Origin of the sequence: Burkholderia sp. PAMC 26561, assembly GCF_001557535.2 — a bacterium.
GTDB lineage: Bacteria > Pseudomonadota > Gammaproteobacteria > Burkholderiales > Burkholderiaceae > Caballeronia.
In genome coordinates, this window is sequence record NZ_CP014306.1 from 2,447,919 (window position 1) to 2,459,916 (window position 11,998).

Here is an 11,998-nt window from a genome sequence, read left to right on the forward strand (position 1 = left end):
CGCTGCTTTAACTCGGCTGTGCACTTCGAATGGCGCCGTACGGTTAATTACTCAATATGCAGGAAAGGAGATAGTCATGGCAGAAGAAATTGCGATCCTCGATATCCTCGAACGCCGCGCCAATAAGTTGGCCAAACGCCGGCAGTTCTTCAGGAGCGCAGGCGGGCTGGGATTGGGGCTCGTCGGCGGCACGATACTCGGCGCATGCGGCGGCAGTTCAGGCGACAATGCCAACGCTCAGACAGGCCCGAGCGATGCGGACATTCTCAACTTCGCGCTCAACCTCGAATACCTCGAAGCAAGCTTCTACGCCTACGCCGTGACGGGCGCAGGGCTACCGGCCAATTTGATGAGCGGCGCAGGCACCCCCGGCACCGTCATTCCGGGGCAAAAGGTCGACTTCACGGGCGACCCGCTGGTCGGCGCATACGCTGCTGAAATCGCGCGTGACGAGCTCGAGCACGTTACCTTTTTGCGCACGGCACTCGGCGCCTCCGCGGTCGCAATGCCGGCGCTTGACGTAGGCGGCACGAGCGCGACGGGGGCATTTTCAATCGCGGCGCAAGCAGCCGGCGTGATCGGCCCGGGCCAGGTCTTCAATCCGTACTCGAGCCCGACGAACTTCCTGATCGGCGCGTTCATCTTCGAAGATGTCGGCGTAACGGCGTACAAAGGTGCGTCGCCGCTGATCACGAACAAGACGTACCTGGAAGCGGCAGCCGGCATTCTCGCGGCCGAGGCTTACCACGCAGGTCTGGTTCGCACGGTGCTGTTCTCGCGCGGCATGACGACGCCTTCTATCTATACGACCGTGCAACAGATCTCCGACGCCCGCGATTCGCTCGATGCCTCGACAGATGTAGACCAGGGCATCACCGGCGCAACGGCGGGAAGCTCGAACATCGTGCCGCTCGATACCAACGGTCTTGCATTCAGCCGCAGTTATGATGATGTCCTGAATATCGTGTACCTGAACAAGGGTGCAGTGACGCAGGGCGGGTTCTTCCCGGCCGGTGTCAACGGCACGCTGCACATGAGCAGCGCGTTCGTCTGAGCGTTAAAGAACTTGGGGTGGGTGAAGCGGGCGGCGCCGGTTCTCGCATGTGGGGTCATGCGGAACCCGGCGCCTCTTCGGTCATTGGATAGCTCAAAAGATTTCAGGAGACGATCATGAAAAACGTTTCTATCGGCGCATGGCGGGAGCGCACGCGGCTCGGGATCGGCTTGTCGATCATCGCGGCCGGTGCCGGCTTGCAGTTGCTTCAGTGGCTTCATACATCGATGCCTGGATAAATACCCCCACCTTTCCCTCGTTCACACCAAATCGACAACACTGTGCCGCTCACGCATAATTTGCAGCGCGCAGTTGCGGCGCCATGCAGCCATGCTGCGTGTCCAGGTCGGTTCAAGTCGTGTAACGGGAGAGGGCGAAGATGGGTACGAACCGGATCGAAGCGTTCAGCGACGGCGTGATCGCGATCATCATCACGATCATGGTGCTGGAACTCAAGGTGCCGCACGGCGCCGACCTTGCCGCGCTAGGCACGTTGATCCCTGTTTTCTGCGCTTATGTCCTGAGCTTCGTCTACGTCGGGATCTACTGGAACAATCATCATCACCTGATGCATGCGGCAAAACGCGTCAACGGCAGCGTGCTGTGGGCAAACCTGCACGTGTTGTTCTGGTTGTCGCTGTTTCCGTTCACTACCAACTGGATGGGTGAAAACCACCTTGCGTCCTGGCCGACCGCACTCTACGGCTTCGATCTCTTCATGACGGCAGTCGCGTGGTATATCCTCACGCGCACGCTGATCGGCTTGCACGGCGCCAACTCCATGCTCGAGCGTGCGATCGGGGCGGACTTCAAAGGCAAGCTCTCGGTGGTCCTCTACCTCATCGCGATTGCCGCGTCCTTCTGGGAACCCTGGATCGCTGCCGCCCTGTACGCGATCGTCGCTGTTGTCTGGCTCGTGCCCGATCGCCGTGTGGAAAAAGTGCTGATGACCGAAGAGCCGTAAGAGCGGCTCCTACCAGCATGAACGGTGCTACGCTTCGGGCATGAAGTCCTGAGAGCGAAGCCCATGTCATCAAATGCGATACGCATCGGCGTAATCTCCGATACCCACAACCTCGTGCGCCCCGAAGCGCTTCACGCGCTGCAAAGCTGCGAGCACATCATTCACGCGGGCGACATCTGCAACCCTGCCGTGCTGGACGCGCTCAACGCGCTTGCACCCGTCACCGCAGTGCGCGGCAACAATGATTCGGGCGTGCAGATCGATGACCTTCCCGAAGCGGTGACGCTGCGTTTGGGCGAGACATCGATTCATGTCGTGCACGATATATCGGATGTCCCGCGACGGCTCGACGGTATCGATGTCGTCATCACGGGCCATTCGCACAAGCCGCTGGTCGAGCGTCGCGGTGCGACGCTATTCGTCAACCCCGGGAGCGCCGGACCACGCCGCTTCAAATTGCCAATAACGCTTGGGATCATGGTCATCGAAAGCGGCGAGGTGAAAGTGGAGATCGTGACGCTGGTCGAGTGAAGCCATCGGAATAAAAAGAGGCCGTTCCCAACCAGGAACGGCCTCTTTGTCTTAGCTGGCGTGGATCAGCCCCGATCAGGCGTGAGCGGTTGCATCCGGCAAACGCTCATCCATCTCTGCAGCCTGCTTTGCACCGCGCAACACAGCATGGGCTTCCGAGCGCGAACCGACCGACGGCGGCGAGCCCTTCAGCGGCTTCCTCGCGGTCTCATGCAGCGCGATCACCGAAACGATTCCGATCAACGACGCACCCATCAGGTAGTACGCAGGCATCATCAGATTTCCCGTCGATGAAACCAGCCACGCCGTCACGAGCGGGGTCGTACCGCCGAACAGCGAAACCGAAACATTGAAGCCGATTGCGAGCGCGCCATAGCGGATCTTGGTCGGGAACAACGCAGGCAGTGCTGAAGGCATCGCGCCCGTAAAGCACGACAGCAACACGCCAAGGATCAGCATGCCGCTGAAAATCGGCATCACGTTGCCCATGCGGATCAGCGTGAGCGCGGGCATGGACAGCACCAGAAGTCCGACGCACCCAAACAGCAGCACCGGCTTGCGGCCAATCTTGTCGGAGAGATGGCCGGCGAAAAGCGTCATCGGCATCATCAGCACCATCACGATCAACACGACGAACAGCCCATGCGTTTCGTTGAACTTGAGCGTGGCGGAAAGATAACTCGGCAGATAAGACAGCGCCATGTAGTCAGTGACGTTGAAGATCAGCACGAGTCCCACGCATTGCAGCATCGGCTTCCAGTTCTTCACGAGCATGTCGCGAAACTGATCCTTCGGCGTGCTGTGCGCTTCGGTCTCGCGCTTGTCGGCTTCACGCTGGAACGCAGGCGTTTCTTCGAGCTTCAGACGGATATACAAGCCGATCAGACCAAGCGGTCCGGCGATCAGGAACGGGATACGCCAGCCCCATGAAAGCAGCGATTGCTCCGACATGGTCGCGGTCAGGACCGCAACGCAGCCCGCGCCGAGCACGTAACCCACGAGGGTGCCGAATTCCAGGAAGCTGCCAAGGAACCCGCGCCGTTTATCCGGCGCAAATTCCGCGATGAAGGTCGCCGCGCCGCCGTATTCGCCGCCGGTCGAAAAGCCCTGCAGCAGGCGAGCAGCCAGCAAAAGAATGGGCGCGAAGATGCCGATGGTGCCGTAATCAGGAATCAAGCCGATACAGAACGTCCCAATGGCCATCATGATCATCGTCATCGCGAGCACGCGCTTGCGGCCGATGCGGTCGCCCAGCGGCCCGAACACCATGCCGCCGACCGGACGCACGAGGAATGCCGCAGCGAACGTGCCGAACGTGGCGATCAATTGCGCGCCGGGATTGCTTGAAGGAAAGAACACCTTGCCGAGCGTCACCGCGATGTAGCTGTACACGCCGAAATCGAACCATTCCATCGCATTGCCGATCGCCATGGCGCCGACGGCGCGCTTGAGGAGGCCCTTATCGACGATGGTGATATCGGCAAGCGACAGGTCTTTCTCGGGTTGGGGTTGTCGCCAGAGGCCGTCGTTCGGTGTTGCCATGAAGAGAAGCTCCAGGTGTGTCGCCGATCCATTGGGGGACGGATCGGCGGGTGCGCTATGCGCACGTTGCCGGGGAAAGTGCAGTTTCGCGACGAGGCGAGGCGTCAGTTCATGAAGAAGCCGAAGGCTGGTCGCACACCGAACGCGTCGGAATGCTCAGAGCAAAGCCTATGCCTCGCAACGATGGTCGCGAAATGGCACTTCGTGGGTACTGCTTGAATTGATGGCTGGACGCAACGAAACCCGTTCAGACGCGGCGCATGATGCGCGGCGGTACGGCTTTGCTGTGTCACGGACGGAAGAGGCTTGGGAACAGCATCCACGGACAGACCATGACCCGTGGAAGCCTCGACAATCACTCGCCGGTATCTCTTAAATGACGCTTGGGGCAAAGGGCTCAGCTACTCGGAAGGCTCTTTGCATCTAGTTCAGTCGTGAGAAATTGACTTTGAATTGCTATTGGAAAGAAGGAGATGATAGCACGATGCAAGACGATGCGCAAACCGCCTGCCCTCGCGCGGCATTTGGGGCGTTCTATCTGGTGCATGGTGGAAACGAAAAAGCCGGTCTTTGGAAGACCGGCTCTTCTAAGCCGAACGGTAGTCCCGTCTCAGCTTTGCGCTGGCGGAACATAGCCTTGAGCGGTGTCCGCGCCTTCACCGAAGAAGTACTTTTCCGTCTGCTTGAGCAGGTACTGACGCGCCCGCGGATCGGCCATGTTCAGGCGGTTTTCGTTGATCAGCATGGTTTGCTGCTTGAGCCAGCCTTGCCAGGCTTCCTTCGATACCGTTTCATAAATCCGCTTGCCGAGTTCGCCCGGCAGCGGGGGGAAGTCGAGTCCTTCGGCTTCCTTGCCGAGTTTTGCGCATTGAACCATTCGGGCCATCTGTCATTCTCCTGTAGCGGGTTATCTGGACGATTCGTTCAGGCGGCGCATGGGTTGCGCGGCGACCGGATCGAAGCGTCTGTAAATGGAGTGCTTAAAGCTGCTTCATCAGCACGAGCGATTTGCGCTGCCAGTTGTAAAGGCGGCGCCGGTCTTCAGGCAGGTCGTCCACGGTCACCTTCACGAAACCACGCTTGAGAAACCAGTGCTCCGTGCGCGTGGTCAGCACGAAAATATGCGTGAGGCCGCGAGCGCGCGCGCGTTGTTCCACGCGCTTGAGCAGCCGTTCGCCGTCGCCCGCGCCTTGTGCTTCCGGCGAGACGGTCAGGCAAGCCATTTCGCCGATACGTTCCTGCGTGTACGGATACAGAGCCACGCAGCCAAACAGCACGCCATCGTGCTCGATCACCGAAAAATGATCGATATCGCGTTCAATCTGGTGCCGGCCACGCCGCACCAGCGTGCCGTCCATTTCCAGCGGCTCGATCAGCGTCAGGATCCCGCCAACGTCATCCGGCGTGGCTTCCCGCAGGCTTTCCAGATTCTCGTACGAGATCATGGTGCCGACGCCGTCGTGCAGGAACAATTCCAGCAGGACGCTGCCGTCGAGCGCGTAAGGGATGATGTGCGCGCGCGCCACGCCGCCGCGGCACGCACGAATGGTGTGCTTGAGGTAAAACGCCGCGTCGCCCTGCAGTTCGCCGCTTTCGTGCAAACGATAAGCGTCATCGAGCGACATTTCGCGCACGAGTTCGCCGTTTTCATCGACGAGGCCCGGTGTTTCGGTCAGGAAAATGATCTTGTCGGCACGCAACGCGATCGCCGCCGCCGAAGCGACATCTTCCATCGATAGATTGAACGCTTCGCCCGTTGGCGAGAATCCAAGCGGGGAGAGCAGGACCAGCTTGTTGCTGGTGAGCGAGTGGCGAATCGAATCGCCGTCGATCTTGCGGACCACGCCGGTGTGCTGGAAATCGACGCCATCCAGAATGCCGACTGGACGCGCCGTCACGAAATTGCCCGATACCACGCTGATGTGCGCGTGCGCCATCGGCGTATTGGGCAAGCCCTGGCTGATCGCCGCTTCAATGTCCAGGCGCACTTCGCCGGCGGCTTCCTTCGCGGATTCGAGCGCGCGGGCGTCGGTGATGCGCAAGCCGTGCGAAAACTCCGACTCCACGCCGTGCAGATTCAACTGCTCTTCTACCTGGGGTCGCGATCCGTGCACGAGCACGACGTGAATACCCATGGCGTGCAACAACCCGACGTCCTGGACGAGTGCGTTCAGCCTGCCTTCCTGCACCAGCTCGCCGCCGAACGCGACCACGAAGGTCTTGTTTCGGAACGCGTGAATATAAGGGGCGACGGAACGCATCCAGTCGACAAACTGGGCGTGTTGATCAGGCGCTTCTGGCTCGGCGGAAACCGGCGGCTGCGCGGCGGGGAGGTCGGTCTGAGTATTCATGCCGGGATTATAATGCTGCACTATGCCGAATGCTTTTAAACGTCCCGCCGATGCGGACAAGCTTGACCCCCAGGAGCAGTTGAAAAAGCTGCGTGAAGCCCTGCTGCGCGACGCCGCGGCGCGCGAAAGCGATGGCGAAAACGACCCGGATGATTCCGCCGATGAAGGCTTGAACCGCAAGAAGGAAGCGGCTGCGCGGCGGTTTGCGGGCGGATCAGGGGGTGCGCCGAGCGGTCCTGGCGCGGGGTCGGGTTCGGGACGGAAGGCTACTCAACCCGCTCCGAAAAAAAATGTTGCCAAGGGTGCCGCGAATTCGCCTGGCGTTGCCCCGGATTCTTCCGCTTCGTCCGCGCAGCGCAAGGAGATTCGGGGCGGTTTGGCCGTGCTGGCCTCATTGGTCGGATCGTCCGATAAAACGGCCGCGCCTGATGATGTTGCCGTCACCGCCCGCGACGTGAAGACACAGCCTAAAGAACAAGCAGTAAAAAAAGCGGTGCTGCCTCCTTTTACTGCGCCTCCCGCACCTCCCGCTCCGCCAACTGCGAAGCCAGTGCCATCGGACAAGCAAGTTGCGCGTCGTCCCGAACATAAGACTCACAAGGTCGCCGGTGTTTCCGTGACCATTGGCGCGCAGTCGTCTTCCGTCGAGCGTGCGCAAAAACCTCCAAAAGCCGCCGCCGTCGAAAAGTCGGCGGCGCCGCAGGAGAGGCGTCCTGAGCCGGGACCTGCGCCTCGCGCACCCGAGCCGCGCGCCGATGCGCCTCGCGCCAATGCGCCGCGCGCGCCCGCAGAAGCGTTGGCAAAGCCCGATTTGGAGCGCGAAGCGACACGCAACGGCGGTCGGCGTGATGCCGCGCCGCAGCCACACTCGGCGCCAGACAGCGTACGCGACCGTGTCAAACCGGACGACAAACAACCGCGCAAGCCCGATGACATCCCGCGCCGCACGCGCGCCGAGCGCGATCCGGCGCGTCACGCCGCGCGCCCGGCCCGGGTGATCGCACCGAACCCGATTCCGCCGATTCATTTTCCCGAGACGCTGCCAGTTTCCGCCCGGCGCGATGAGATCGCTGCAGCGATCCAGTCGAATCAGGTGGTTATCGTCAGCGGCGAAACCGGCTCCGGCAAAACCACCCAGCTCCCGAAAATCTGTCTGGCGCTGGGCCGTGGCCTCGGTGCAGGCGGATCGGGTCTTATCGGACACACGCAGCCGCGGCGGATCGCGGCATCGGCGACGGGACGCCGGATTGCCGAAGAACTCGGCACGCCGTTCGGCGAGGTCGTGGGTTACAAGGTTCGCTTCACGGACAACCTGTCCCCTGGCGCATCAGTGAAACTGATGACGGACGGCATCTTGCTTGCCGAAACGCAGACCGATCCGCTGCTCGCCGCGTACGACACGATCATCATCGACGAAGCGCACGAGCGCAGCTTGAACATCGATTTCCTGCTCGGCTATCTGCGTGAAATCCTGCCGCGGCGGCCTGATCTGAAGGTGATCGTGACGTCGGCGACCATCGATGCCGATCGCTTCGCCCGTCACTTCGGCAGCGATGAAAAACCCGCACCGGTGATCGAGGTGAGCGGGCGCCTGTATCCGGTTGAAGTGCGGTATCGGCCGGTCGAGGAGACGAGCGCTGCGGTGAAGTCGGCGCAGGGGACAAACAGCCCGAGCGCAGCCACGCCTCAGAAAGACCGCCCGAAAAACCAGCGTGAAAACGATCGCGACCTGATGGAAGCCATCGTGGACGCCGTCGACGAACTCTGCCGCGAAGGTCCCGGCGACGTCCTTGTATTCCTGCCCGGCGAGCGCGAAATCCGCGAGGCCGCCGAGGCGCTGCGCAAGCACCATCCGCCGCATACGGAAATCCTGCCGCTGTTCGCGCGGCTTTCTGCGGCGGAGCAGGAGCGTGTGTTCAAGTCATCGAACGCGCGGCGCATCGTGCTTTCCACGAACGTTGCGGAAACGTCGCTGACCGTGCCGGGCATTCGTTATGTTGTCGATACCGGCCTGGCGCGCATCAAACGCTACTCGTACAGAAACAAAGTAGAGCAGTTGCAGATCGAACCGATTTCGCAAAGCTCGGCAAATCAGCGCGCGGGCCGCTGCGGCCGCGTGGCCGACGGCGTCTGCATCCGTCTCTACGAAGAGGATGATTACGCGCTGCGTACGCGGTTCACCGATCCGGAAATCCTGCGTTCGTCGCTCGCGTCGGTGATCCTGCGGATGAAGTCGCTGCATCTGACGGCCATCGAAACGTTTCCGTTTCTCGAGCCGCCGCCGGGCCGCGCGATTGCCGATGGTTATCAGTTGCTGAACGAACTCGGCGCCGTCGATGACGACAACACGCTCACGCCGCTCGGCCGTGAACTCGCGCGTTTGCCGCTCGATCCGCGCGTCGGCCGGATGATCCTGGCCGCGCGGGACCATCAGTCATTGCGCGAAGTGCTGATCATCGCGAGCGCGCTGTCCGTTCAGGACCCGCGCGACCGTCCCATCGAAGCACAGGAGCAAGCCGATCTGGCGCACAAGAAGTTCGCCGATGAACGCTCCGAATTCCTTCAATGGACCAAAATCTGGGCGTGGTTCGAAGACGCGATCACGCACAAGAAATCGAACAAGCAACTCACCGATGCCTGCCGCGCGAACTTCCTGAATCACGTGCGTTTGCGTGAATGGCGGGACGTGCATTCGCAATTGCTGACCGTCGTGCGGGAACACGGCTGGCGGCTCAACGAATCGGAAGCCACCTTCGAGCAGATTCACCTTGCATTGCTGACGGGTTTGCTCGGGAACGTCGGCCTGAAAGCCGATGACGAGCCCTATTTCCTCGGCGCTCGCGGCATCAAGTTTTACTTGTGGCCGGGCTCGGCGTTGTTGAAGAAAGCGGGGCGCTGGGTCGTGGCGGGCGAACTCGTCGAGACGAGCCGGCTATATGCTCGATGCATCGCGAAGATCGAGCCCGAGTGGCTCGAACAAGTTGGCGCGCATTTGTTGCGCAAGTCGATTTCCGAACCGCATTGGGAAAAGAAGCCCGCGCAAGTCAGCGCTTATGAGCGCGCGACCTTGCATGGGCTCATGGTCTATGCGCGTCGTCGCGTGAGTTTCGGCAAGCAAGATCCGGAACGCGCACGCGAATTGTTCATTCGCGGCGCGCTGGTCGACGGCGAGTTTGAAACCCGGCTGCCGTTTTTTGCGCACAACCGCAAGTTGCTCGCGGATATTGAACAACTGGAGCACAAATCGCGTCGGCAGGACGTGCTTGTCGATGACGAACTGATCTTCGGTTTCTACGATTCGCTGATTCCCAAGGGCATTTATTCGGGCGCGGCGTTTGAGCGCTGGTATCGGGACGAAGAGAAAAAAGAAGGGACGTCGCGCCTGCTGTTCCTCTCGCGCGACGACCTGATGCGCCACGAAGCCGCCGGCATCACGACCGACCTGTTCCCCAAGCGGATGACGATGGCCGGCATTGAAATGACGCTGACGTACCACTTCGAGCCCGGATCTCCGCGCGATGGCGTGACGCTGACCGTCCCGTTGTTCGGCCTGAATCAGGTCGACGCCCGCCGTTCAGAATGGCTCGTGCGCGGCATGCTGAAAGAGAAAGTGCAGTTGCTGCTGAAGTCGTTGCCGCAAAAACTTCGGCGCCATCTCGTACCGTTGCCCGAGTTTTCGGCGGGCGTGGTCGAGCGCCACAGCGGCAAGACGTTCGGCGCGGGCGGGTTGCTTGAAGCGCTGATCGCCGATATCCGCGAGCAGACGCAAATCGCAATGAAACCGTCGGACTTCAAGCTCGAATCGTTGCCGGCGCATCTGTTCATGAACTTCAAGGTCATCGACGAACACGGGCGGCAACTCGCGATGGGTCGTAACCTCGCGCAATTACGCTCGGAACTCGGCGGCCAGGCGCAGCAGCATTTCCAGAAGCTCGCGGCGGGTGCGACGCTGGACATTGGCAGCGACGCGGCCGCGCCTGTCACGCGAAGTGCGGCGGCGTCGGAATCTTCAGGTGGAAGTTCAGGCACCGCGTTATACGAAAATCTCACCACGTGGGACTTCGGAAGGCTGCCTGAACTGCTCGAAATTCGACGACGCGGGCAGACGCTGTTCGGTTACCCCGCTTTGGTCGATCGGGGAACACATTGCGACGTTGAGGTGTTCGATTCGCCAGAGGAGGCGGCGCGGATTCATCGGGCGGGTTTGCGGCGCTTGTTCGCGTTGCAGTTGCGCGAGCCGATCCGTTATCTCGAACGCAATCTTGGCGGTTTGCGCGAGATGTCGTTGCAGTACATGGCGCTAGGTTCGCAGGAAGAACTCGCGAGCCAGATCATCGAAACGGCATTGGATCGTGCGTGTCTGCAAGATCCGCTTCCTGATAACGACGCGGATTTCTACGCAAGGCGTGATCAAGGGAAAAGCCGTTTGACGTTGCTGGCCCAGGAAATCGCACGGCTCGCCGGCCAGATCCTTGCGGACTACGCAATGGTGACGAAAAAACTGACGCAGGCAAAATCGTTTGGCGCGCCGTACGCGGATATGGTTGCGCAACTGAACGCGCTGATTGGCAAGCGCTTCATTATCGATACGCCTTACACGCAGTTATCCCACTTCCCGCGATACCTGAACGCAATGGCGTTGCGTATCGATAAATTGAAAGTGGACGCGGTGCGGGACGCGCGATTGTCGGCAGAGATTGCGCCGCTGTTGCAAAACTATCAGCGGGCTATTGCGCAACGCGGCGGAGTAGCCGATGCGCGATTGGGCGAGTACAGGTGGTTGCTGGAGGAATTGCGCGTGTCGCTGTTCGCGCAGGAACTGCGCACGCCGATGCCGATATCGGTCAAGCGCTTGTACAAGGTGTGGGAATCAATGCAACGGTAGCCGGTAAAAAAACGCGAGACCTGACGGACAGCCAAGTCTCGCGTTTTGCAGATTTCACGAAATTACTTCGTCGTACCGCCCGGCGTTTCGACTTCAAGACTGAGCGGTGCTGCCGTCAAGACATTGGCTTCGGCGCTTACCGGCCCGCTGGCTTCTGTGCTGACGGGCGTGAACACGTACTTTTGCCATTTGCCGCCGGTGAGCGTTTCCACGTTATCTCCGCATTTCCGATAGAAATTACGAGCCTCGTCGCGCGAGGTGAACACGGCCTTGAGCTGACAGACCATCTGCGGTGCGCCGGCGTCGTTCGTGACGTTCAGCACGTAGTCCCACTCACGAACGCCGAAGAACCCTTCGTTGAACTGCGGACGACCGAGAAGGCCGGCAACCTGGTTTTTCGTCATGCCGGGCTTGAGCTTGCGCAAAGTTTCGGTAAGCGGATAGCTGCCGCCGACATTCGACGCTGATTCCGGAGCCGGGAATACCAACTGGTCTTGACCGCCGTTGCTGGCAAGACGACTGCCAGTGCCAGTGCCGCACGCAGACATGAGAAGGGCTGTGACTAGCGCAGCTGCGAATGGAAGTGCACGCGCTGCATTGCGGAGGGTGAAGTTCATCTCTTGATCGGATCCGTTGTTTTCATTAACTCGATGTCGCGGGCTTTTTGCATG

At 60.6% G+C, this 11,998-nt stretch carries 9 protein-coding genes; 5 read left to right on the forward strand and 4 right to left on the reverse strand.

The annotated features are described in order from the left end of the window. The first annotated feature begins 76 nt into the window (after positions 1 to 76). From AXG89_RS11290 to AXG89_RS11300, 4 genes are all read left to right on the forward strand, one after another. Positions 77 to 1,054, forward strand: coding sequence for a ferritin-like domain-containing protein (locus tag AXG89_RS11290; protein WP_062169729.1), 978 nt, complete (start codon positions 77 to 79; stop codon positions 1,052 to 1,054). Positions 1,055 to 1,170: 116 nt separating this feature from the next. Then, on the forward strand, positions 1,171 to 1,293 hold the full coding sequence (locus AXG89_RS44145) for a hypothetical protein (RefSeq protein WP_256701365.1): 123 nt from the start codon (positions 1,171 to 1,173) through the stop codon (positions 1,291 to 1,293). Positions 1,294 to 1,433: 140 nt separating this feature from the next. Then, positions 1,434 to 2,018, forward strand: a complete 585-nt coding sequence (locus AXG89_RS11295; RefSeq protein ID WP_061999026.1) for a TMEM175 family protein — start codon at positions 1,434 to 1,436, stop codon at positions 2,016 to 2,018. A gap of 63 nt (positions 2,019 to 2,081) precedes the next feature. Beyond that, positions 2,082 to 2,549: a metallophosphoesterase family protein gene (locus tag AXG89_RS11300; RefSeq protein ID WP_062169732.1), complete on the forward strand. Its 468-nt coding sequence runs from the start codon at positions 2,082 to 2,084 to the stop codon at positions 2,547 to 2,549. 75 nt (positions 2,550 to 2,624) lie between these two features. Here the strand turns inward: AXG89_RS11300 and proP are convergent, their stop codons facing one another. The 3 genes from proP to argA all read right to left on the reverse strand — a co-directional run bounded on the left by proP (position 2,625) and on the right by argA (position 6,442). Then, positions 2,625 to 4,091: a glycine betaine/L-proline transporter ProP gene (gene proP, locus AXG89_RS11305; protein ID WP_062169734.1), complete on the reverse strand. Its 1,467-nt coding sequence runs from the start codon at positions 4,089 to 4,091 to the stop codon at positions 2,625 to 2,627. A 610-nt stretch (positions 4,092 to 4,701) separates the two neighbouring features. Next, a complete protein-coding gene (locus AXG89_RS11310; protein WP_061999029.1) occupies positions 4,702 to 4,977 on the reverse strand; it encodes an oxidative damage protection protein in 276 nt (91 codons plus the stop codon). 94 nt (positions 4,978 to 5,071) lie between these two features. Then, positions 5,072 to 6,442: an amino-acid N-acetyltransferase gene (gene argA, locus AXG89_RS11315; RefSeq protein ID WP_062000792.1), complete on the reverse strand. Its 1,371-nt coding sequence runs from the start codon at positions 6,440 to 6,442 to the stop codon at positions 5,072 to 5,074. 79 nt (positions 6,443 to 6,521) lie between these two features. Here argA and hrpA point away from each other — a divergent pair, with 79 nt between their 5' ends. Then, entirely contained in the window at positions 6,522 to 11,327 is a 4,806-nt protein-coding gene (hrpA, locus tag AXG89_RS11320; RefSeq protein ID WP_236873331.1) for an ATP-dependent RNA helicase HrpA, read from the forward strand. A 62-nt stretch (positions 11,328 to 11,389) separates the two neighbouring features. On the opposite strand, the gene AXG89_RS11325 is transcribed toward hrpA, so the two are convergent. Beyond that, a complete protein-coding gene (locus tag AXG89_RS11325) occupies positions 11,390 to 11,944 on the reverse strand; it encodes an outer membrane protein assembly factor BamE (RefSeq protein WP_062169736.1) in 555 nt (184 codons plus the stop codon). Positions 11,945 to 11,998 lie beyond the last annotated feature (54 nt).

Bases quoted from the DNA above. Each gene is read 5' to 3' on its own strand.
- AXG89_RS11290 (WP_062169729.1), top strand. From the start codon at position 77: ATGGCAGAAGAAATTGCGATCCTCGATATCCTCGAACGCCGCGCCAAT.
- AXG89_RS44145 (WP_256701365.1), top strand. From the start codon at position 1,171: ATGAAAAACGTTTCTATCGGCGCATGGCGGGAGCGCACGCGGCTCGGG.
- AXG89_RS11295 (WP_061999026.1), top strand. From the start codon at position 1,434: ATGGGTACGAACCGGATCGAAGCGTTCAGCGACGGCGTGATCGCGATC.
- AXG89_RS11300 (WP_062169732.1), top strand. From the start codon at position 2,082: ATGTCATCAAATGCGATACGCATCGGCGTAATCTCCGATACCCACAAC.
- proP (WP_062169734.1), bottom strand. From the start codon at position 4,091: ATGGCAACACCGAACGACGGCCTCTGGCGACAACCCCAACCCGAGAAA.
- AXG89_RS11310 (WP_061999029.1), bottom strand. From the start codon at position 4,977: ATGGCCCGAATGGTTCAATGCGCAAAACTCGGCAAGGAAGCCGAAGGA.
- argA (WP_062000792.1), bottom strand. From the start codon at position 6,442: ATGAATACTCAGACCGACCTCCCCGCCGCGCAGCCGCCGGTTTCCGCC.
- AXG89_RS11325 (WP_062169736.1), bottom strand. From the start codon at position 11,944: ATGAACTTCACCCTCCGCAATGCAGCGCGTGCACTTCCATTCGCAGCT.